This window comes from Rhodococcus sp. 05-340-2 (assembly GCF_002258915.1).
In the GTDB taxonomy this organism is placed as follows: Bacteria; Actinomycetota; Actinomycetes; order Mycobacteriales; family Mycobacteriaceae; genus Rhodococcoides.
In genome coordinates this window covers 402,596-423,829 of record NZ_NOYU01000010.1, presented here as the reverse complement: position 1 = coordinate 423,829, position 21,234 = coordinate 402,596, and the positions used below count along the sequence as shown (strand labels likewise).

20 protein-coding genes are annotated in these 21,234 nt (G+C 65.4%); 8 read left to right on the top strand and 12 right to left on the bottom strand.

Translation table 11 applies throughout. The annotated features are described in order from the left end of the window. Nucleotides 1-23: 23 nt before the first annotated feature. From pstA to CH271_RS06220, 5 genes are all read right to left on the bottom strand, one after another. Nucleotides 24-932: a phosphate ABC transporter permease PstA gene (gene pstA, locus CH271_RS06240; protein WP_037194616.1), complete on the bottom strand. Its 909-nt coding sequence runs from the start codon at nucleotides 930-932 to the stop codon at nucleotides 24-26. A 3-nt stretch (nucleotides 933-935) separates the two neighbouring features. Then, the gene (pstC, locus tag CH271_RS06235; RefSeq protein ID WP_094633023.1) at nucleotides 936-1,973 is read right to left on the bottom strand and encodes a phosphate ABC transporter permease subunit PstC; all 1,038 of its coding nucleotides are present in this window, start codon (nucleotides 1,971-1,973) and stop codon (nucleotides 936-938) included. Between the two features lie 87 nt (nucleotides 1,974-2,060). Further along, on the bottom strand, nucleotides 2,061-3,161 hold the full coding sequence (gene pstS / locus CH271_RS06230) for a phosphate ABC transporter substrate-binding protein PstS (protein ID WP_037194613.1): 1,101 nt from the start codon (nucleotides 3,159-3,161) through the stop codon (nucleotides 2,061-2,063). 203 nt (nucleotides 3,162-3,364) lie between these two features. Then, a complete protein-coding gene (gene mshD / locus CH271_RS06225) occupies nucleotides 3,365-4,270 on the bottom strand; it encodes a mycothiol synthase (RefSeq protein WP_094633022.1) in 906 nt (301 codons plus the stop codon). Then, nucleotides 4,271-5,032 (bottom strand): winged helix-turn-helix transcriptional regulator, encoded by a 762-nt coding sequence (locus tag CH271_RS06220; protein ID WP_037194609.1) that lies wholly within the window; start codon nucleotides 5,030-5,032, stop codon nucleotides 4,271-4,273. A gap of 130 nt (nucleotides 5,033-5,162) precedes the next feature. On the opposite strand from CH271_RS06220, the gene CH271_RS06215 reads away from it, so the two are divergent. The 5 genes from CH271_RS06215 (at nucleotide 5,163) to CH271_RS06195 (ending at nucleotide 8,270) form a co-directional block, all read left to right on the top strand. Further along, entirely contained in the window at nucleotides 5,163-5,942 is a 780-nt protein-coding gene (locus CH271_RS06215) for an LmeA family phospholipid-binding protein (protein WP_037194774.1), read from the top strand. Next, complete coding sequence (locus CH271_RS06210; RefSeq protein ID WP_037194605.1) at nucleotides 5,939-6,358, top strand: thioredoxin family protein; 420 nt, start codon at nucleotides 5,939-5,941, stop codon at nucleotides 6,356-6,358. The genes CH271_RS06215 and CH271_RS06210 overlap by 4 nt, the downstream gene beginning before the upstream one ends. Nucleotides 6,359-6,611: 253 nt before the next feature. After that, nucleotides 6,612-7,088, top strand: coding sequence for a DUF4395 domain-containing protein (locus tag CH271_RS06205; RefSeq protein ID WP_094633021.1), 477 nt, complete (start codon nucleotides 6,612-6,614; stop codon nucleotides 7,086-7,088). Nucleotides 7,089-7,126: 38 nt separating this feature from the next. Then, nucleotides 7,127-7,963, top strand: coding sequence for a sulfurtransferase (locus CH271_RS06200; RefSeq protein WP_037194603.1), 837 nt, complete (start codon nucleotides 7,127-7,129; stop codon nucleotides 7,961-7,963). Nucleotide 7,964: 1 nt separating this feature from the next. After that, nucleotides 7,965-8,270 carry a DUF1416 domain-containing protein gene (locus CH271_RS06195; RefSeq protein WP_037194601.1) on the top strand — a complete coding sequence of 102 codons (306 nt, stop codon included), beginning with the start codon at nucleotides 7,965-7,967 and terminating at the stop codon, nucleotides 8,268-8,270. Nucleotides 8,271-8,350: 80 nt separating this feature from the next. Here the strand turns inward: CH271_RS06195 and CH271_RS06190 are convergent, their stop codons facing one another. Continuing rightward, nucleotides 8,351-9,868 carry a cutinase family protein gene (locus CH271_RS06190; RefSeq protein WP_094633020.1) on the bottom strand — a complete coding sequence of 506 codons (1,518 nt, stop codon included), beginning with the start codon at nucleotides 9,866-9,868 and terminating at the stop codon, nucleotides 8,351-8,353. 405 nt (nucleotides 9,869-10,273) lie between these two features. Between CH271_RS06190 and CH271_RS06185 the strand changes: the two genes are divergently transcribed. Further along, nucleotides 10,274-10,894, top strand: a complete 621-nt coding sequence (locus CH271_RS06185; protein WP_170945745.1) for an FABP family protein — start codon at nucleotides 10,274-10,276, stop codon at nucleotides 10,892-10,894. A gap of 195 nt (nucleotides 10,895-11,089) precedes the next feature. Here CH271_RS06185 and CH271_RS06180 read toward each other — a convergent pair whose 3' ends face one another. The 6 genes from CH271_RS06180 to CH271_RS06155 form a co-directional block, all read right to left on the bottom strand. Then, nucleotides 11,090-12,676: an ATP-binding cassette domain-containing protein gene (locus CH271_RS06180; protein WP_094633019.1), complete on the bottom strand. Its 1,587-nt coding sequence runs from the start codon at nucleotides 12,674-12,676 to the stop codon at nucleotides 11,090-11,092. Beyond that, nucleotides 12,669-14,357 carry a thiol reductant ABC exporter subunit CydD gene (gene cydD / locus CH271_RS06175; RefSeq protein ID WP_094633018.1) on the bottom strand — a complete coding sequence of 563 codons (1,689 nt, stop codon included), beginning with the start codon at nucleotides 14,355-14,357 and terminating at the stop codon, nucleotides 12,669-12,671. Before cydD ends, CH271_RS06180 begins: the two co-directional genes overlap by 8 nt. After that, entirely contained in the window at nucleotides 14,354-15,391 is a 1,038-nt protein-coding gene (gene cydB / locus CH271_RS06170; RefSeq protein WP_094633017.1) for a cytochrome d ubiquinol oxidase subunit II, read from the bottom strand. Before cydB ends, cydD begins: the two co-directional genes overlap by 4 nt. Before the next feature lie 10 nt (nucleotides 15,392-15,401). Further along, on the bottom strand, nucleotides 15,402-16,889 hold the full coding sequence (locus CH271_RS06165; protein WP_037194591.1) for a cytochrome ubiquinol oxidase subunit I: 1,488 nt from the start codon (nucleotides 16,887-16,889) through the stop codon (nucleotides 15,402-15,404). A gap of 131 nt (nucleotides 16,890-17,020) precedes the next feature. After that, nucleotides 17,021-17,887, bottom strand: coding sequence for an aminodeoxychorismate lyase (locus tag CH271_RS06160; RefSeq protein ID WP_037194589.1), 867 nt, complete (start codon nucleotides 17,885-17,887; stop codon nucleotides 17,021-17,023). A gap of 34 nt (nucleotides 17,888-17,921) precedes the next feature. Continuing rightward, nucleotides 17,922-19,220 (bottom strand): dicarboxylate/amino acid:cation symporter, encoded by a 1,299-nt coding sequence (locus CH271_RS06155; protein ID WP_037194587.1) that lies wholly within the window; start codon nucleotides 19,218-19,220, stop codon nucleotides 17,922-17,924. 110 nt (nucleotides 19,221-19,330) lie between these two features. Here CH271_RS06155 and ygfZ point away from each other — a divergent pair, with 110 nt between their 5' ends. Further along, nucleotides 19,331-20,452, top strand: coding sequence for a CAF17-like 4Fe-4S cluster assembly/insertion protein YgfZ (gene ygfZ / locus CH271_RS06150; RefSeq protein WP_094633198.1), 1,122 nt, complete (start codon nucleotides 19,331-19,333; stop codon nucleotides 20,450-20,452). Further along, on the top strand, nucleotides 20,449-21,084 hold the full coding sequence (locus CH271_RS06145) for an MOSC domain-containing protein (RefSeq protein ID WP_094633016.1): 636 nt from the start codon (nucleotides 20,449-20,451) through the stop codon (nucleotides 21,082-21,084). The genes ygfZ and CH271_RS06145 overlap by 4 nt, the downstream gene beginning before the upstream one ends. Nucleotides 21,085-21,234 lie beyond the last annotated feature (150 nt).

The window sequence follows — 21,234 nt, the reverse complement described above, 5'->3', positions numbered from 1 at the left end:
AGAATTCGCTGGAGTCGGGTGGGTCAGAAGTTCTTGGGCGAGAAGAACTTCGAGACCAACTTCGCGCCGATGTTGAGTATTGCGACGATCAGGATCAGCGTCAGGGCTGCTCCCCACATGCGCTCAGCGGTGAGCACGCCGGTTCCTGCTTTCTGCAGGTCGACCATCATGAGCGGCAGAGACGTCTGCGGCCCGGAGAAGATGTTGAAGTTGATGGCGGTGGCCGATCCCACCAGGATCAGCACCGGTGCCGTCTCACCCATCACGCGGGCCAGGGCGAGCATGATTCCGGTGACGATGCCGGACAGGGCCGTGGGGATGACGATCTTGGCGATGGTCTTCCACTTCGGCACACCGAGTGCGTAGGACGCCTCGCGCAGATCCTGGGGAACGATGCGCAGCATTTCCTCGGCCGAGCGCACGATCACGGGGATCATCAGGAGAACGAGAGCGAATGCGACGGCCACACCGGATCGCTGGAATCCGAAGGTGGCGATCCACAGCGCGTAGATGAACAGGGCCGCGACGATGGACGGCACACCGGTGAGGATGTCGACCATGAACGTGGTGACTCGGGCCAGTCGCGTGCCTACCCCGTACTCGACGAGGTAGATGGCGACGAAGATGCCGATCGGGATGGAGATGACGGCGCAGAACAGTCCTTGCAGGAGCGTTCCGACGATGGCGTGGTACGCACCGCCACCTGCGATGAACTGGGTGACGCCTGCTTGCGAGTTCTGCCACCAGGTGGGAGAGACCACTGCCGACAGGCCGCGGGAGACCACCGTGTACAGCACCCAGACGAGAGGCACGAGTGCGACGAGAACCGAGAGGCTCACGAGGATCGTCGCCGAGAGGTTGGACGCCTTACGCCGAGCGCTGACGCCCTGGAACGTGGGTTCCTTGACGGGCTTGTCCATCGTTGCGGTCATGGGTCAGTCCTTCTTTCCGGCGATGGCGGCGCGGGCACCGGCGTTGACGACGAAGGTGAGGATGAAGAGCACCAGACCTGCAGCGATGTAGGCGCCGGCTTGGAGCGGGTTGTTGAATTCGCCCGCGGCCAGCGCGATCTTCGTCGCAAACGTGGAACCGCCGTCGAACAGCGTTCCGCCGAAGGTTGCCTGAGTGCTGCGGATGATGATGTACAGCGCGATGGTCTCACCGAGTGCGCGACCGAGACCGAGCATGGAGCCACTGACGTAACCGGACTTGCCGAACGGAATGACCGTGGTGCGCACGACCTCCCAGCGGGTGGCTCCGAGGGCGAGAGCTGCTTCGATCTGCCCCTTCGGCGTCTGCATGAAGACCTCGCGGGTGACTGCGGCGATGATCGGCAGGATCATGACCGCGAGCACGATGCCGCCGGTGAAGATGGTGCCGCCGCCGGCGATGGAGACCGAGCCGGTGCTGAAGAGCGGGAACCAGCTCAAGGACGAGTTCAGCCATTCCGCGAATGGGCTGATGGCGGGCGCGAGGACGTACAGGCCCCAGAGACCGAAGACGATCGATGGGACCGCGGCCAGCAGGTCGATGACGTAACCGAGCGGTCCCGCTACTCGCTTGGGAGCGTAATTCGTCAGGTAGATGGCGATGCCGAGTGCAACAGGCATCGCGAGGACGAGCGCGAACAGAGACACCGTGACGGTGACCAGGAACAGATCGAGAACACCGAACGCCATGGCCGAGGTGTTGGACGTGTCCCAGGCACCGTTGTAGGTCAGGAAGTTGACCGTGTTGTTCGACAGCGAGGGAATGGCACGCCAGACCAGGAAGATACCCACGGCGGCGATCAGGGCGATGATGAAGATCCCCGAGCCCGTGGCGAGGCCGGAGAAGATCCGGTCACCGGGACGTGTCACGGTCCCCGATTTTTTCTTGTCTGACAATTGTGGTTCTTCCGGTTTGTGCGCGGAACCCGCGGAGGGCACGGTAGCCGCGGAGGGGACGCCGGTCATCGAGTGGGTGTCGCTCATACCGCTCACTGTCTCGTGTGGAGGTCGAGGACGGTCCTGCTTCGGCTCGCGTCACCACGAGCCGAAGCAGGATCACGTCTCATCTAATCAGGCGATTGCTTCGATGGCGGTGGTCAGACGTTCCTTGAAGGACTCGGGGAGCGGCACGTAGCCGGCTTCCTCGAGGCCCTGCTGACCTTCGTTGGCTGCGCTGAGCAGGAACGACTTGACTGCTGCCGAGGTCTCGGGGTCGTAGCCGGCCGAGCAGACGATCTCGTAGGTTGCGAGAACCAGCGGGTACGTCTCGGCTTCGTTGCTGGCGTACAGCGCATCGATGTCGATGACGAGGTCGTTGCCCTCACCGGAGAACGTTGCCGCGTCGATCGCTGCGGCAGCCGACTCGGTGGTGAGCTCGACCGGTCCGTTGCCGAAGTCGACTGCAGCCGTGCCCAGGTTCTCCTGGTCGGCGAAGCCCTTCTCGACGTAGGTGACCGAGCCGGGAGTAGCTGCCACGGCCTGGGCGACGCCCGAGGATCCGTTGGCACCTTCGCCGACGCCGCCTGCCCAGTCGGAGCTGTGGTCCAGGGTCCACGCCTCGGGAGCCGAAGCGGCCAGGAAGCGCTGGAAATTGTCGCTGGTGCCCGAGGAATCGGACCGGTAGACCGGGGTGACCGCGGTGGACGGCAGTTCGACGCCCTCGTTGAGTGCGGCGATGGCGGGATCGTTCCAGGTGGTGATCTGGCCGGTGAACATGCGCGCGATGACGTCCGGATTCAGCGCAACGCTGTCGACGCCGTCGAGGTTGTAGGCCACTGCGACCGGGCCGAAGACCAGCGGCAGGTTCCATGCCGGGTTGCTGGCGCAGCGGGTGGCTGCCTCGGTTGCCTGCTCGTCCTTGATCGCGGAGTCGGACCCTGCGAAGTCGACCAGTCCGGCGACGAACTGCGTGCGGCCGTTGCCCGAGCCGCTGGTGGTGTACTCGACGGCCTTGCCGGCGCACACGCCGGAGTAGATCGAGGTGAAGTTGGACATAGCGTTCTGCTGCGCAGAAGAGCCTTCGCCGGTCAGCGGAGACTTGCCCTCGCAGGTAGCCGAGGATTCGGATGCGCCGTCCGTGGTGGCGACGTTCGCGTCGCTACCGCATGCGGTCAGCAACATGGCACTGATGGCCACTGCACTCATGAGAGCACCGTTGCGCTTGAGGTTCACCTGTTTCCTCCGGGGAATCTGTAGGCCGTGTCCACGGCTCGGACCTGATCGGCCGCGCTGTGACTGTGTGGGTGCCGGCTCCTCGAGAGAACCTCGCACCAGGCGGCGTTGGTTGCCACCCATGGAGAAAGGTAAGGGCAGGTGGTAGACGTTTACCCCCGCGCGGGTGAACGGAAGATGAACACCCTGGCCGATATGTCCGTTCAGCTGCTGCGCGCGTATGCGGCGTCCACGTGGTAATTCTCGAAACCCAGCTTGGTGTACGTGTGCACGGCAGCGGTGTTGTCGGCCTCGACGTAGAGCATGATCTGGCCCAGTTCTCTACCGCGCAGGTAGTGCAGGCCGGCCAGCGTGAGCACTCGACCCAGACCACGCCCCTGCGACTGCGGGTCGATCCCGACCACGTACACCTCGCCGATGGCCGGTTCCGAACCCTCGGCCGGGTGGACCTTCGTCCAGTGAAAACCGAGGAGGCGGTCGCTGCCCTCCTCGAAGGCCAGGAACAGACCTGCCGGATCGAACCACGATTCGTCGCGGCGCGCGTCGATGTCGCGATCGGTCCAGCCACCCTGTTCGGGGTGCCAGGAGAAGGCCGCATTGTTGACCCGCAGCAGCTCGGCATCGTCCTGATGCCCACGGTACGTTCGAAGTGAAACACCTTCCGGCACAACGACATCCGGAAGCTCGGGATGCGCGGACGCGCGACGCATCTGCAGCAACTCGCGAACCACCTGCAACCCGAGGCGCGCCGCGACGGCCTGCGCAGCCGGCAGGTTGCCGTGCGCCCAGATTCGAGTTTCGGAGCCGATATCGAGTGCGCGAGAAACCAATTCACGTCCGACGCCGCGACCGCGGGCCGAAGGATCGACGACTGCCTCGGCCATCCCGTCGGCGATTCCGACGTAGCCCACGACACGATCACCCTCGGTCGCCACGAGACGAACGACCTCGTCACCGTCGTCGACGGCCTTCACGGCCTGCTCCGACAAAGGCGCGGTACCGTCGACTTCCGTTGCACGGGAGAGGATTTGATGAATCTCGTAGGACACACGGGAAGACGGTGCGCCGCCGTCGGTCGATTGGACGTCGAACGCAGGATCCGAACTCATCTACGAGAGAGTACTCTCTTGCTCGAACTCGAAATCCGCATCGTCGGAATCCCCACCGGCAGCGTCCGAGGCCACCGGTCCGCCCTTGGCGTTGCGCGCCGGCCGAACAGCCTTGTAGCCCACGTTGCGCACCGTCCCGATGAGCGACTCGTATTCGGTACCGAGCTTGGCGCGTAGGCGTCGAACATGGACGTCGACGGTGCGCGTTCCACCGAAGAAGTCGTAGCCCCAGACTTCCTGGAGGAGCTGGGCGCGAGTGAAGACGCGGCCCGCATGCTGAGCCAGATACTTCAGCAGCTCGAATTCCTTGTAGGTCAGATCGAGTGGACGACCTCGCAGCCGCGCGGTGTAGGTGCCCTCGTCGATGACCAGTTCGCCGAGCGTGATCTTGCCCGAGGTCTCCGGGCTGGCAACTCCCCCACTGCGGCCGACCAGCAACCGCAGTCGCGCGTCGAGCTCGGCGGGGCCGGTACCGGGGAGCAGGATGTCGTCGAGGCCCCAATCGGAATTCACCGCGACGAGCCCGCCCTCGGTGAGCACCGCGACGACCGGGATGGCCGAGCCGGTACTTCCCAACAGGCGACACAGACCACGGGCAGCAGCCAGGTCGGTGCGGGCGTCGACCAGTGCGATGTCTGCCGAACCGGCTTCGAGAAGCGAGGACACCTCGGTGGGTACCGGGCGTACGTGATGCGCCAGGAGAGCAAGGGACGGCAGAACGCCCTCCGGATTGGGATCGGAGGTCAGTAGTAGGAGCTCCACTGCGTCTCCATTCTTACTGCTGGCCGGTCCAGCCCAGGCTGGATTCGAGTGATCGTCAAGGACACAGACTAGCTTGTCCGTACAACCGGCCGAAGAGGGCAGTACGCGATCCGTCGGTCACAATGGACCGGTGCGCACACTTCTCATCGGACTCGCCAGCCTGCTGGCCCTCGCGCTCGTGGTGGATTTCGGCGCTGCGGCCTACTCGGAGTACCGAGTCTCCCGCGCGATCCGTGCCGGCGGCGAGCTCACCTCCGACCCTCAGGTGATCGTGCACGGCTTCCCGTTCCTCACCCAGGCGGCGGACGGCCGCTACCAGAACATCGAGATTCGAGCCCAGGACGTGCCGACCGAGTACGTCGGCTCGACGACGATCGAGGCCAATCTTCGCGGCGTGCACATCGAGCTGTCCGACCTGATCGACAACAACGTTCGGGCGATCCCGGTGGACGAACTCGACGGCCGCGTCCGTATCGAGGCGACGGACCTCGGCCGGTTCCTCGGCATCGTCGACCTGCAGGTTTCTGCTCCGCCGGCCGACAAGTCGGACGGTACCGGCGGTTCCGGTGGGTCGGGCAAGACCACGACCGGGGGCGTCGTGCTGACCGGAACGGTTCCGGTCGGCCCCCTCGAAACGACCGTGAGCGTCCAGGCCGACCTGTTGCTCGAAGGGGACGGCGTCGCCATCGTCGCGTCGGACTTCTATTTCGGCCCGGAGGGCCAAGCGGACTTCACGATTCCCGATTTCGCCAAGCCCACGGTGCTCGGTCTGTTCACCAGGACCATCGAGCGTCAGAGCCTGCCCTTCGGACTCCTGCCGACGGACGTCTACGCGGAGGGCTCGCAGATCGTCATCGAGGGGTCGGGCGAGAACGTGACCATCGACCTCAACGAGATCGAAAAGCCGTGACAGGGATCACAGTTCTTGTCGTCGTGGCGATCCTTGCCGTCGCTACCGGATTGTTCCTCCGCAGCCGATCCGGTGCCGTGCGGGCCGTACGGAACACCGACTCCGAGACCGACGCTCTGCACCCGCTCCTGCTCGACGCGGGTGCCACGACCGACGTCGCGACCGTCCTGCACTTCTCGGCGGACTGGTGCGGACCGTGTGCGGCCGTGCGACGCGTCGTCCAGCAGGTATTGAACGATCGAAGCGATGCCCGGGAGCTCGAACTCGACATCGACGCCCATCCGATCCTCGCCCGCGAACTGGGCGTGCTGTCACTGCCCACGACTTTTGTCCTCGACACCCGATTGCAACGGCGCTCCAGAATCGCGGGTGTGCCGTCCGCGGCGGCGCTACGGTCGGCGCTCGACGCTCTGTGACCTCGCCTCTTCGGACCGGCGGTAGGACGCGCCGCTGGTAGAGGGTACGATGCTCTTCGTGTTCTCCCGCCGCGAGCTGATGCTCACCAGTCGTCGCACAGTTGATCTGTGCCGACTGGGCGGTTGTTGCTGTCGCTGCTGCTGATTTCCTTCTGCCGCCACGCCCATGCGTGATGTACGGCCCGATGATCGAAATCCACGTCCGAGCACTGCCGATGCGGCGTGCCCCGGCCTCGCACAGGAGTACCTCTCGATGTCGACACCCGACACCCGGACCACCACCCCCACTGCCACGATCGACCAGGTGGACGTTCGTGGTCCGCGCTTCGCAGCGTGGATCACCACCGCCGTTCTGGTCGTCGTTCTCCTCTTGACCACGTTCTCTGTCCCCGCGGCGGCAATCCTGCTCGGGCTACAGGCGATCGTCTTCGGAATCGGAGCCGTCCGCGGACCCAAGCGCAGTCCGTACGGCACGATCTACGCGACATTCGTCGCACCGCGCCTCTCCCCCACCAGCGAACGTGAGCCGGTGGCACCGTTGAAATTCGCTCAACTGGTGGGCTTCGTGTTCGCCGCCGTAGGAGTTGTCGGCTTCGCGCTCGGCGCTCCGGTCGTCGGCACCGTGGCGGCAGGCTTCGCGTTGTTCGCGGCCTTCCTCAATGCCGCGTTCGCGGTCTGCCTCGGCTGCATGGTCTACCCCCTCGCCGCGCGACTGCGCACCACTGCTTGACCCTCACCGATCCGTAAAGAAAGACCGAAAGGAACACCATGGCTCGCTCCGACGTCCTGGTCTCTGCCGACTGGGCCGAGCAGAACCTGAACGCACCGAAGACCGTCTTCGTCGAGGTCGACGAAGACGCAAGCGCCTACGACGGCGGACACATCGAAGGTGCGGTCAAGCTCGACTGGCGCAAGGACCTGCAGGACGCGGTTCGCCGCGACTTCCTCAATCAGGAACAGTTCTCGGACCTGTTGTCGGCCAAGGGCATCAGCAACGACGACACCATCGTCCTGTACGGCGGGAACAACAACTGGTTCGCTGCCTACGCCTACTGGTACTTCAAGCTGTACGGACACAAGGACGTCAAGCTCATCGACGGTGGCCGCAAGAAGTGGGAACTCGACGGCCGCGCGCTGTCCAAGGACGTCGTCAGCCGTGAGACCACGCAGTACCGCGCCGAGGCACCCGACCTGTCGATCCGCGCGTTCCGCGACGAGGTCATCGACGCCATCGGCAACAAGAACCTGATCGACGTCCGTTCGCCCGACGAGTTCTCGGGCAAGATTCTCGCCCCCGCTCACCTGCCGCAGGAGCAGGCTCAGCAGCGTGGCCACGTGCCGTCCGCGATCAACATCCCGTGGAGCACCACCGCCAACGAGGACGGCACGTTCAAGTCCGACGAAGCGCTCGAAGAGCTGTACAAGACCAAGGGCTACGACGACAGCAAGGCCACCATCGCCTACTGCCGCATCGGTGAGCGTTCGAGCCACACCTGGTTCGTCCTCAAGGAGCTTCTGGGCAAGGAAGACGTCAAGAACTACGACGGCAGCTGGGTCGAATACGGCTCTCTCGTCGGAGCACCCATCGAGCTGGAGGTTCACTGATATGTGTGGAGCACCCGTACAAGGCCAGACCATCCCCGCAGGCGTCGACGTCGAGAAGGAAACGGTCATCACCGGCCGTGTCCTCGCCGGCGACGGTGAGCCGGTAGCAGGGGCTTTCGTGCGTCTGCTCGACGGCAGCGGCGAATTCACCGCAGAGGTCGTCGCGTCGGGCACCGGTGATTTCCGGTTCTTCGCCGCTCCCGGACAGTGGACGCTGCGCGCACTGTCGGCATCGGGCAACGGCGACACCGTCATCGCTCCCGAGGGCGCAGGCGTGCACTCGGCGAACGTCACCGTCGGAGTCTGATCCGACCCGCTCGCATCGAACGAGACAAGAACCCCGCACCTGCTCGCAGGTGCGGGGTTCTTTCGGTTCGGTGGAGGCTGCTAGTTCGGGACGGGCACCGAGGCGCCGGGGTCGGGAACCGTCGAATATTGCGGCGGGAACATCCCTTCCGGTACCGGAATGCCCTGCGACTCGAGGAACGCTCCGAGATCGCTGACCCGAGTGACCGTTCCGGGCTCCGGCAGCAGGCGAGGTTCCGGTGCGGTCTCGGTCTCGGGGGCGGGGGTTTCCGGCGTCGACGTCTGTGGCCCGGTCGCGTTCTTCTTGTCGCGTTCGGTGCGTGCGAGGTCGGTTATCCAAGCGACCATCTTCTCGCTCTCCCACTCGTACCCGTCGTTGGGGTCGTTGTACCAGTACGACAGGTGCTGCAGGAAGCCGAGCGCCAGGTAGGGCCCGAGTACGACATCGGCGATGCCCTTGTTGTTCTCCTCGAACCCGGTGGCCTCGGCACGGAGCTTGGCTTCCACGGTCTCGGCACCGGGCCCCATCGCCCAGTTGAGATCGGCGAGGAGCTGCTCCGGTGTCAATGCGTCCACCGCCTGCTGATCAGCGACGGTGTAATCCACATCCGCCACCCTCACCAAGACCTGCAGCAGAGTCTCGTCGGAGGTGAACCATGATTTGTCGGTGGCGATATCGACGATCGCGCGCGAAGCAATGGTCGTCACTGCGCGCGCGAAGTCGGACACGGTCTGTACCGGGTTCAGGACGGTCAGCCGCATCTGCGAGATGACCTCGAGGGCGAGCTGCAGAAGTTCGATGTCGTCCGGAGCGTCGCACGCCAGATCCCACGGTCGGCACGACCAGGTGACCTTGTCGGTCAGCGTTCCGTAATCCCGCGGTGACCGGTCCATGAAGCCACCGAGCGATTCACCCGGCTCGTCACCGAAATTCGGCACACCGGCCGGGCGGTAGGGCGAACCGACCATGATCACGCCCGCGATGTCGTCGCCGTTCACCAGGGCACTCGAGTCACGCGCGCCGATCTCGGTGGACAAACGATCGAGTACCTCGCCGCCGACGCTGTATCCGAGGAGTACGAACTTGGTTCGGTCTCCACATTTGACCTTGTACTCGTCCATCAGACGATTGGTCGTTGCGACACCTTCCACGATCGACTCGTGGTAGGTCGGCACGTTGTCCAGAACGTCGAAGCCGTACGTCGAGGCGTACGGGACGTAGAGCCAGCCGACGGTACCCGGGCTGTCGGCATTCGCCTCACCGACCGGGACCGTCACGTTCCCGACCCAGTTCGACGCGACCGTGGACGCCTGCTCGGCCAGAGGATTTCGGTCCGACGCCGAGTCGGTGGCACCGGACACCGCCAGCACCAGCACATCGGGGCAGTCCTGCGCGTAGTTGTTGGGGTCGATGTTCGGGCCCTGCGAAGACCCGAAGTCCGACGACCCCGAGTCGGAGGATCCCGAGTCCGCCGATCCCGAGTCCGGAGCGGCGAGCGCAGCTGCGGGAGCGGCGAGCGCCAACGCCAGAGTGACCACCCCGGACCTGAACAACACGGATCCGAACGACGATGTCAGAGCCCGTTTACGACGCAGCATTATTGCGGAGACCTCCCCAGCCTTCGTGACAGAACACAGTGAACAACGTCGGAAATTCACCCTCGAGCGCCCGACGCCCCCCGAAGAAGGTACCTGCTCGACGGGATTTTCCCACGAAGAAGAGTGATCCAGCGCACCCCCAGCCCTGAATTCGGTTACATGTCACCAAAGACACAGCCCGGATTCGGGCCGCTGTTCTCGACGACGATCGCAGCGGGTTAAACTCGCACTCGTGGTCATCTTCTTCGAGGTATTGCTGGCGCTTGCGGCAGTAGCCATCATCGCGTTCTCGCTGTATGTCGTCTACCGACTGGTCAACGACGAATCGTGACAGAACCGGTTGCGGGTCGACCCGGCAGTGCTGACGAGGGGCTCGACACCCCCGTCACCAGTGGCGACGAAGCAATAGCGGCTGCCGAGCAGAAGTTCGCCGACGCGTCGACGCGGAACGTTCCGGTCCTGCCGGACATCCCGCATCCCGACGACACGGCCAACCTCCGCCTCGGCCCCGATCTGCACCCGTCGATGCTCGCTCTGTTGCCGCTCGTCGGCGTGTGGCGCGGTGAAGGCGAAGGCCACGACCCCGAGTCCGGTACCGACTACCCCTTCGGTCAGCAGATCGTCGTCACCCACGACGGCGGTAGCTACCTGAGCTGGGAATCACGTTCGTGGCGACTCGATTCCGACGGTAACTTCGCACACCCCGATCTCCGCGAAACCGGATTCTGGCGCATGAGCGGTGGCAACGGGCTCAAGGGTTCCGAGGACGAAGAGGTCGTCGAGCTATTGCTGACACACAGCACCGGCGTCGTCGAACTGTATTACGGCCATGCACTCACCAAGTCGTCCTGGGAACTGGCCACCGATGTCGTCATCCGCAGCACATCGGGTGCGTTGGTCGGCGGGGCCAAGCGGCTCTACGGCATCGTCGAAGGCGGGGATCTCGCGTACGTCGAAGAACGCGTCGTCGCCGACGGCCCACTGGCACCGCGGTTGTCCGCGCGCCTGACTCGCTACATCGGCTGACTCTCTCTCACCACCCACTGCACGCGAACGGCCCCCGAGCCATACCTGATTTCAGGTCCCGACCGGACAGGTCGGGGGCTCGGGGGCCGGGTAGCTGCCTGGGATTCGCCTGCCGCTCGCGCGGTCTTCGCAGTGAATCCGTCAGCGATTGCGGCTAGCTGACAGCCACCTCACGCGTCCTAGAGTTCATCAACTTCAGACCACCTCCTCTCTCGTGTACTTCACAACGTACGCCCGAGTTTCCGAGTCGGCAAAGGGTTTTTTCTCACGGTCCGAGCCGAGGTCGATCACCTGGTCGGCGTCGGTGTTCTCCGGCAGTTGATGGGTGACGACCACCACGGTTCGGTCGGCTCCGAACAATCCTCCGTCGGTGGTGAGCAGCTCGCGCAGTATCGATTCGCCGGAGATTCGGTCCAGATGCTCGGTCGGCTCGTCCAGCAGCACGATCGGTGCCGTACTGACCAGAGCGCGCGCCAACAACAGTCTGCGGCGCTCTCCCCCCGAGACGGCCTGCGCGCCGCCGACCAGGGTGGTGTGAACGCCGAGAGGCAGGGTGTCGAGCCACGAGCCGAGGCCGACTTTCCGCAGCGCCTCCGCTGCTTCCTCCTCGTTCACGTCGCCGCGGACCACCCGCAGGTTCTCCAGAATCGAGGTGTCGAACAGATGCGCGTCCTCGGCGAACAGCGCTGCGTCCGAACCGCATTCCTCGGCGAACTCCCGCAGCATCGTGCTCTTCCCCGATCCGCTGGGCCCGATCAGTGCGCTTCGCGCAGTGGTGCGGTCGAGTGCCTCGGAGGGCACATGACCACGCCGCTGCGGCGGAGCCGCATCGAGCATCGCCATGATTCGGGTGGCCGCGATTCGGCCACGCATCAGGGCGATTGCCGCTCCGGGCAGTGCCGCGGTCGCCTCGAAGGCGGCCAGCGGAACCAACACGATGATCGCCAGGGCCATCGGTGTCATCCCGCCTACGGTGCCTCCGGTCGGTCCGTACAACCCGATGCCGACGAGCAAGGACCCGATCACCGATGCACCGATCGACAACGGACCGGCGGCATCGGCCAGCGCCGACGGCCGCGCCGCCCGGTCGCGGGCGACCACCGAATCCTGTGCTGCCCCGCGGGCTTCGGCGAGCGTCGCGTCGAGGCGTCCGGCGACCCGCAGTTCTGCGGCGTGGTCGAGTGCCCGGACGGCCGTCTCGGCGAACCGCGCGTCGGCGTCGGCTCCGGCCTCCTCGGCGATCCTTGCGGCCCGCGCCGCCAGAATCGGTGCGCCCACGCCGGCGATCAGCAACGACACCGCCAGGATCGACGCGGCAGCAGGCGCGATTCCTGCAAGCAGGCCCACGGCTGCGAGCATCATCACGACGCTCACGCAGATGGGCACGATCGCGCGTACGACGACGTCGCCGAGCACGTCGACGTCCGCTCCGGTGCGAGCCAGGACGTCCCCGCGCCGCAGAGCGAGCGCGCCGTGTCCGTTCGCCAGTTGCTCGTAGATCCGGGTTCGCGCTGCCGTCGTACCGCGCAGTGCCGCGTCGTGCGTGGTCAGTCGTTCGAGGTAGCGGAACACCCCGCGGGAAATGCCCAGCGCCCGAACGGCTACCACGGCGACGGTCAGGTCCATCACCGGAGGCATCTGCCAGGCTCTGGTGATCAGCCATGCCGACAGTGCGGCGAGGGCCAGTGCGCTGCCGAGGGTTGCCACGCCGGCCGCCACGGCCAGTGCCACCCGCCGCGGGGAGAGCTCGAACAGGCTCAGTGCGCGTCGTAGGTCAGACATGATCGAACTCCCGTACCACCGGTGAACTGCTTCGTACCTCGACGACGCGATCTGCGGCGTGCAGCACCGAGCGCCGATGACCGACCATCACCACGGTGACACCTCGGTCGGCTGCGTCTCGAACGGCCTGCAGCACAGTCTGTTCACTCGCCGCATCCAGGTGCGCCGTCGGCTCGTCCAGCACCATCACCGGAGCGTCGGAGACGAAGGTTCTGGTCAGGGCCAGGCGTTGCAGTTCGCCGAGGGACAGCCCCACTCCGCCCTGCCCGACGCGAGTGTTCCAGCCGTTCGGGTGATCTCGCAGTACGGCATCGAATCCCGAAGCGCGGCAGGCTGCGTCCAGTGCATCGGGGTCGGGCACCCCGTGAAGGGTGACGTTCTCGTAGAGCGTGCCGGGAAGCAGTACCGGCCGCTGCGGCAGCCAGGCGACCTGCGCCCACCAGCGGTCGAGATCGAGATCGGCCACGGGCACGCCACCGACGAGAACCGCACCGCTCGTCGGCGTCGTGAGTCCGAGAACCGCCTGCAGCGCAGTCGATTTCCCGGAGCCGTTGGGGCCGGTCAGTACCGTGATGGTGCCTGTTCGGCACAGCGCACTCAGTTCTGCCGGAGCGTGACCGTCCCGGCTCGCGACGGTGAGTCCGACGAGTTCGATGTCCGCGGTCGTAGCGTCGACGGTCCGGCCACCGGTCGGCTGTGTGGTGCGCCGATCCAGGACTCGGAATGCTCGGTCCGCGGCCTCGACGCCGTCCTCTGCTGCGTGGAACTGGGTCCCCACGGCGCGCAGCGGAAAATACACCTCGGGGGCGAGAATCAACGCGATGATGCCTGCTTCGAGCGTCATCTCCCCGAAGACCAAGCGCAATCCGATTCCGACGGCCACCAGCGCGACACACAGGGTCGCAAGCAGCTCGAGCACCATCGACGAGAGGAAGGCAACCTTCAACGCGCGCATCGTTGTTCGTCGATGTGCGTCGCCCAGTGCGCGGATGCGAGCAGCCGGTCCCTGTTCGCGGCGCAGCGCGCGCAAGGTCGGCAGACCGGCCAGCAGATCGAGCAACTGCGCAGACAACCGGGTCATCGTGGTGAGCGTCGCCGCGGCTCGCCCCTTGGTCAACAACCCGATCAGGATCATGAAGATGGGGATGAGCGGCAACGTCACCGCGATGATCACCGCCGAGGTCACGTCCTGGGTGACGATGACGACCAGAACGAGCGGAGTGACGATGACCGCGGACACCAGCGCCGGCAGGTAGCCGGTCAGGTACGCCCGCAGACCCCCGATGGCTCGGGTCACGACGACGGCCAACTCTTCCCGTTCGCTGTCGAGCTCCCGAGGCTCGAATCGTGTTGCTGCCGTGAGCACCTCGACCTCGAGCTCGGCAACCACCCGTGACGCCGACCGGTGCGCGTAGCGGGACTGGGCTCCGGTGGCGAGCACACGTACGGCCACCGCGCCCGCCAGCACGGCCAGTTCCGTCGTCCACGCGGACAGTGATCTGGCCGTCGGATCGGTGATGACGCCTGCCAGTACCCGGCCGATCGCAAGCGCGCCGACGATGATGCAGAGCGTGACGACGGTCGACAGAGCGACAGTGACGATCAGGTAGCCCCGCGCAGAGCTGGAGTATTTCCACAGGCGGGGATCGACCGGTCCCCGCGAACGAGCGGGCGCGGTCACGATTTCACCGTCAGTCCGATCGAGTCCGGGATCTGGGCACTCGAAATGCGCTGGCGGAAGACCCAGTACGTCCAGGCCTGGTATCCGAGGACAACAGGGGCGGCGAAGGCTGCAGCCCACGTCATCACCTTCAGCGTGTACGCACTGGACGACGCGTTCGCGATCGTGAGGTCGAAGGCGGCGTCGGTGCTCGACGGCATCACGTTGGGGAACAGGGAGGCGAACAGCAGCGCGACGATGGCCACGATGGCAATGCTGGTGAAGACGAATGCCCAGCCCTCGCGCACCTTCGCCGTCAGCGCGACGACGAGGAGCAGAGCGGCAGCGGCCACCCCGACGAGTAGCCACGTCCACGTCTTGCCGTGTGCGAGCTGGGTCCACAGGGCAAATGTGCCGCCGACGAGAACTGCCGGAACGGACAGTCGCGCTGCGATTTTCGCCGAATCCTCGTGCACGTCGCCGGAGGTCTTGAGCGCGATGAACACGGCGCCGTGCAGGGCGAACACCAGCGCCATGGTGGCACCGCCGAGCAGGGCGTATGGGTTGAGCAGGTCGAAGAAGCCTGCGGTGACCTTCTTGTTCTCGTCGATCGCGACGCCGCGCACGATGTTGGCGAACGCGACGCCCCACAGCACCGCTGGAACCCAGGACCCGATGCCGATGCCGATGTCGCAGCGTCGACGCCATACCGGGTCGTCGATCTTTCCGCGCCATTCGATGGCGCAGATACGCAGGATCAGGGCCACCAGGATCAGCAGCAGCGGGAGGTAGAAGCCGGAGAACAACGTGGCGTACCACTCCGGGAAGGCCGCGAACAGCGCGCCGCCCGCGGTGATGAGCCACACCTCGTTGCCGTCCCAGACCGGGCCGATCGTGTTCAGGACGGCACGCCTGCGCTTCTCCCCCGTGACAGCGTCGGGATGCCTACCCAGGATGGGCATGAGCATGCCGACGCCGAAGTCGAAGCCTTCGAGCACGAAGTAGCCGACGAAGAAGAAGGCGATGACGAAGAACCAGAATTCGGGCAGTGACATGGTTGTTCCCCTAGTACGCGAACGAGAGCTGTTTGGGCTCTTCGTCTTCCGATTCCGGTGGATCGACGTGCGGCTGCGCGTCGTGGTCGAGAGGTCCTTCGATGACGTAGCGGCGAAGGAGGAAGAACCAGACACCACCGAGGGCGGCGTACAGCAGTGTGAACGTCACCAGCGAGGCGAGGACGAGGCCGACGGGGTGGTCGGACACACCCTGGTCGACGGTGAGCCTGATCTGGTCGACGCCGGACAGGTTGGGTGCGACAACCCATGGCTGCCTGCCCATTTCGGTGAAGATCCAGCCGGCGCTGTTGGCCAGGAACGGAGTCGGGATGGCCGCGAGGCTCAGCCACGAGAACCACTTCTGGTCGGGTACTCGGCCGCCGCGGGTGACCCACAGGCCGGCCAGTGCCAGCAGAGCGGATCCGGCGGCCAGTCCGATCATCATTCGGAATGCCCAGTAGGTGACGAACAGGTTCGGCTTGTAGTTACCCGGCCCGAACTGCTGCTCGTACTGCTCCTGCAGTTGGTTGACGCCCTGCACGGTGGCACCGAAGTCGTTCTCCGCCAGGAACGAGGTGAGGCCGGGGATCGAGATGAGGTGCACCACGGACTCGCAGTTGTTGTGTGTTCCGACGGTCAGGAGCGAGAAACTGGCTCCGGTCTCGGTGTCGCACAGCGATTCCGCCGAGGCCATCTTCATCGGCTGCTGCTCGAACATGAGCTTGCCCTGGATGTCTCCGGTGATGGCCAGCGCGCCACCGGCGACGATCATGATGACAAAGGACATGCGGGCAGCAGGGCGAAACATGCTGCGCGAGTTGCTCTCCTGGAGTGGAGCCTGCGGATCGACCCCGGCCTTGTTCTTACGGGCCTCACGGACCATCCACCAACCGGAGATTCCGGCCACGAAGGTGGCAGCGGTGAGGAACGCTCCGGCCACGGCGTGGGGAAATGCCGCCAGCGCTGTGCTGTTGGTGAGCAGTGCCCAGATGTCGGTCAGCTCGGCGCGCCCGGTCTCCTCGTTGTAGATCGCGCCCACGGGATGCTGCATCCAGGAATTGGCCGCGATGATGAAGAAGGCCGAGGCATTGACGCCGATGGCGACGAGCCAGATCGTGGCCAGGTGAACCAGTTTCGGAAGTCTGCTCCACCCGAATATCCACAGTCCGAGGAACGTGGACTCGAGGAAGAAGGCAACGAGGCCTTCGAGTGCGAGAGGAGCGCCGAACACGTCACCGACGAAGCGGGAGTATTCGCTCCAGTTCATGCCGAACTGGAACTCCTGGACGATTCCGGTGGCGACGCCGAGGGCGAAGTTGATGAGGAACAGCTTGCCGAAGAACTTGGTCAGTCGATACCAGGAGTCCTTGCCGGTGATCACCCACATGGTCTGCATGGCGGCCACCATCGGCGCGAGGCCGATCGTGAGAGGTACGAGAATGAAGTGGTAAACGGTGGTGATACCGAACTGCCACCGCGAGACATCCAACGCGTCCATCGATACTCCGAACTCTCACACCCGAGCTGTGACGGGCAACACCGCAGGTCAGGGCGTTGGCCCGCGACAAACTCGAATGTACTACTACGACTAGTAGTAGGGAAGAGTCTTTCGGCAGGGTCGTTCGGCTCCTATCGAGTTTCGACCGTCTCCACGGCCGCATCGACCATCGATCGAACATCGTCGGCACGCCTCTGAGTGCCGAGGGGAACGCCGTTCATCTCCGTGACCCGAGCCGCGAGAGTGACGCTCGAGACCAGCCAAACACCATCTGCTGCAATGAGATCCGCCGGATACAGGTTCCCGTGCTCGCACGTCCAACCGGCGGACTCGGCCACGGAGAACAACCCGGCGACCGTGGTTCCGGCCAGGATGCCCTGTTCCACCGACGGTGTGACGAGAGTCTTACCGCGCGCGAGCACCACCGTCGAGCGCGGACCTTCGAGCACCCGACCCTCACTGCTGAGATAGATCACATCGTCGACGCCCTGAGCGGCGGCGTGCCGCAGCGCGGCCATGTTGGTCGCATACGACAACGTCTTGGCCCCCGCGAGCTGCCACGGCGCTCCCGACGAGAAGTCCACCGAGTAGCCGCGATCGAGCGTGATCACCGACACCCCGTCGGCGCGCGCGGCCCGCACCCGCTCGGGCAGCGGTCCCACCGTCACGTACGCGGTGGGGTCACCACCGCCCTCGCGTCCGCGACTGAGGACCAGCCGAAGCACACCCTCGTCCTCGGACTCTCGCGCCCACAGACCGACGGACTGTTCGATCACAGTGCGCCACTGCTCGAGATCGGGAACCGGCAGGTCCAGTGCCCTCGCCGACGCCACCAACCGGGCCAGGTGCAACTCGACCGCACAGGCCGCGCCGCCGCGCACGAGCAGCGTCTCGAACACCCCGTCCCCGCGCACCGCGGCCAGGTCGTCGGCGAACAGCAACGGCCGATTCGCGTCGTGCACTCGGCCGTCCAACGTCACCACTACCGACTCCGACATGCCCGCCACCCTAGATGGGGGCGGGCGCGTTCGATCAATCCGCTCGGTCGGCCGTCGCCATCGCGTCTGCGTACTCGTCGAGGTCGAGATCCTCCGCGACGACGACCTTGGTGCCGTTGTACACCTCGCGGTCGATCTCGTCGTCGGCGTTGGCGACGAGCATCGCGACGAACGTGTCTCCGTTGACGTTGAGGAAGGTGCGGAAGATTCCGGCGAACCAGTCCACGGCGATCAGCAGGCCGACGGCCTCGAAGGGAAGGTCGAGCGAGGTCGCGAGGAACATCGCGACGACGGGGAATCCGCCGGGCACGGTGATGGTGCCCATGTTGAGCAGAACCGCCAGGCCCATGCCCAACACGATCTGCCCGAGAGTGAGGTCGATGTCGCCCGCCTGCGCGAGGAACATCACCACGATCATGTAGTTGAGAACGGCACCGTAGGACCCCATCGTCAACCCGATCGACAGCGTGAAGTTGGCGACCTTCTGACTGACGCCCACCTTCTCGACCGTGTTGCGCAGCACCGTCGGGAACGTGACGGCCGAGCTCGTGGTCGTCACCGCGACGGCCGTCTGTTCGGTGAGCTTGCTGGGCAGCTTCCACGGGTTCAATCGGGTCCGCATCGTCACGACCACAACGAAGAGCGCGAACAGAATCAACACCCCGAGCAGCGTCGTCCCGAGGTAGCTCAGCGCGGTGGACACCACGGAGAAGCCGACGTCTCCGGCGAGCGCGGCGAGCAGGCAGAACACACCGACCGGGGCGATGACCATGACGAGCCGGATCATCGTCAGGACGATCTGCTGAATCTGGTCCATGAACGAGAGCACCTGGGTGTTGCCGGTCTTGGTGATGTGACTGCGCAGGGCGATGCCGAAGAGCAGCGAGAAGACGATGATCGGCACCATCGTCGCCGTGGACATGGCGTCGAACACGTTGGTGCTGACGAAGTTGAGCAGCGTGTCCTGCCAGCCGAGTGCCTCGCTCGCCGACTCCTCGAGCGACGGATCGAGCTGCTGGGTGAAGACCATGCCCGCGCCCGGCCGAATGATGCTGCTCAGTACCCAGGCCAGCACCGCAGCGACGATCGAGAACCCGATCATCCACTTGAAGGTGCGAAACGCGATCTTGCCGGTTCCCGCCCCTGCCATCGATCCGGTTGCGACGATGACCGAGGCCATCACCAGCGGAACGATCGACATCTGGATCAGTCGGATGAACAGATCGCCGATGAACTTCAGGTTCGCGGCCCACTCGCCGACCACCAACCCGAACACGATGCCGCCGATCGCCGCGAGGCCGATCTGCGCGGCCGGATGCGCCAGTTTCTTCATGGATCGAAACGCTAGGTCCGTGTCGTCGCAGCGCCGTGTCATCGTCGTTTCGAGGGTGTAAAAGGACCGGTCGCCGAGTTGCTGCGCCGACGGGCTCCTACTATGGGGTGGTGTCCGTTTCCGTGACGATCAGCCCGAGTCCTCTTCTCACTCTTCCCAACGCAGTACCGTCCCCGGACGACAGCATCGACGCCGGGGTGGCCTGGCACTACGGCAATCCGTTCGGCGAGCAGCGGGACGCCGCGAGCGCAGCTGCCGTCATCGATCGGTCGCACCGGTTCGTCCTGGCCATCAGCGGAGACGAACGCCTGAGCTGGCTGAACACGATCTCGAGCCAGCTCGTCTCGAACCTGCCCGACGGCAGCTCCGCCGAGAACCTGAGCCTGGACGTCAACGGCCGTATCGAGCATCACTTCGTGCAGACCGATATCGACGGCGTGACGTACATCGACACCGAACGTGCAGCCGGACCCGGTCTGCTGTCGTTCCTGCAGAAGATGGTGTTCTGGGCCAAGGCCGAACCCCGCCAGGCCGACGAACTCGCCGTGCTCACCGTGCTCGGATCCGACGCGGCGGCGGTGCTCGCGAAGGCCGGCCTGCCCGCTCCCGGCGAGATCTACGGGGCGTCGCCGATCGACGGCGGCGGTTTCGTTCGGCGGATGCCCTGGCCGGGCAAGAATTCGTACGACGTGATGATCCCCCGCGCGAACTCGACCGACTGGTTTCTCCGACTGCGTGACGCCGGTGCCACCCCGGCCGGAACCTGGGCGTTCGAAGCGTTGCGGGTGGAATCGCTGCGTCCGCGAGTGGGCGTGGACACCGATGAGAAGACCATTCCGCACGAGGTTCGCTGGATCGGCAGCGCCGCCGAGTTCGGCGCGGTGCATCTGGAGAAGGGCTGCTACCGCGGGCAGGAGACGGTCTCGCGCGTACACAATCTCGGTCGCCCGCCCCGGCATCTGGTGCTGCTGCATCTCGACGGTTCCGCGGACGGTCGACCCAACACGGGTGACGCGGTGACCGCGGGCGGACGGTCCGTGGGGCGTCTGGGCACCGTCATCGATCACTTCGAGCTCGGGCCAATCGCTCTGGCGCTGGTCAAGAGATCCATTCCGGTGGACACCGCCCTGGAGGCAGGTCCGTGTGCGGCGTCGATCGATCCTGATTCGATCCCGTCGTACGACGACGTCCAGGCCGGTCGCGCTGCGGTGGACCGCCTGCGCGGCCGGTGACCGGCACAGTTCTCGCTGTCTGCGTCGTGCACGCCGATGTTCCGTTCGGACGCCGCGCGGTGGTCGACAGCGGCATCGACAAGCGACCTGTCGACGGGCCGGTGGATGTCCACGAGCTCGGCGTCGGCGGCGATCACTGCCGGGACACGAAGTTCCACGGCGGACTCGATCAGGCCGTCTACGCCTACGACGAGAACGAAGCGCGGTACTGGGCCGATCAGCTGGGAACGCCTGTTCCTCCCGGACGGTTCGGCGAGAACCTCCGTACCACCGGCGTACCGGTGACCGACGCGGTGATCGGTTCGCGGTGGCGAGTGGGCAGTGTGGAGTTGGAGGTGACGATCGCCCGCAAGCCCTGCGGCACGTTCGCGCGGTGGATGGCCGAGCCCGGGTGGATCCGTCGATTCACCGCGCGCGGTGATGTGGGTGCGTACTTCCGTGTTCTCGAACCCGGGGTCTTCGGCGCCGGGGACGCCGTGACTGTGACGTCGGTCCCAGAGCACGGGGTGACGGTGCGGATGCTCTTCGAGGGGAGGGACACAGCTGCGATGCAGACTCTGCTGGACGCGCCGGGATTGGCGCCCAAGGTCTACCGCGATGCGGCAGCAGCGCTGAAATCCTCGCGCAACTGACCCTCCGGTCGCTTCTTCGAGCTCCGCTCCCCATGACGCGCAGCACGTAGTTCTCGTGTCGTGGAACGAAGATAGTTTGCCTGTGCACGGATATCTGCAGGTACAGGCAGCGCCGACCCCTACCCCGGGCGTGTCGCGCCGGTGCGCCCG

Excerpts from the sequence above, each read along its gene's own strand:
- CH271_RS06195 (WP_037194601.1), top strand. The coding sequence starts at position 7,965 with ATGTGTGGAGCACCCGTACAAGGCCAGACCATCCCCGCAGGCGTCGAC.
- pstA (WP_037194616.1), bottom strand. The coding sequence starts at position 932 with ATGACCGCAACGATGGACAAGCCCGTCAAGGAACCCACGTTCCAGGGC.
- pstC (WP_094633023.1), bottom strand. The coding sequence starts at position 1,973 with ATGAGCGACACCCACTCGATGACCGGCGTCCCCTCCGCGGCTACCGTG.
- mshD (WP_094633022.1), bottom strand. The coding sequence starts at position 4,270 with ATGAGTTCGGATCCTGCGTTCGACGTCCAATCGACCGACGGCGGCGCA.
- CH271_RS06165 (WP_037194591.1), bottom strand. The coding sequence starts at position 16,889 with ATGGACGCGTTGGATGTCTCGCGGTGGCAGTTCGGTATCACCACCGTT.
- cydB (WP_094633017.1), bottom strand. The coding sequence starts at position 15,391 with ATGTCACTGCCCGAATTCTGGTTCTTCGTCATCGCCTTCTTCTTCGTC.
- CH271_RS06160 (WP_037194589.1), bottom strand. The coding sequence starts at position 17,887 with ATGTCGGAGTCGGTAGTGGTGACGTTGGACGGCCGAGTGCACGACGCG.
- CH271_RS06155 (WP_037194587.1), bottom strand. The coding sequence starts at position 19,220 with ATGAAGAAACTGGCGCATCCGGCCGCGCAGATCGGCCTCGCGGCGATC.
- CH271_RS06200 (WP_037194603.1), top strand. The coding sequence starts at position 7,127 with ATGGCTCGCTCCGACGTCCTGGTCTCTGCCGACTGGGCCGAGCAGAAC.
- CH271_RS06205 (WP_094633021.1), top strand. The coding sequence starts at position 6,612 with ATGTCGACACCCGACACCCGGACCACCACCCCCACTGCCACGATCGAC.
- CH271_RS06190 (WP_094633020.1), bottom strand. The coding sequence starts at position 9,868 with ATGCTGCGTCGTAAACGGGCTCTGACATCGTCGTTCGGATCCGTGTTG.
- CH271_RS06180 (WP_094633019.1), bottom strand. The coding sequence starts at position 12,676 with ATGTCTGACCTACGACGCGCACTGAGCCTGTTCGAGCTCTCCCCGCGG.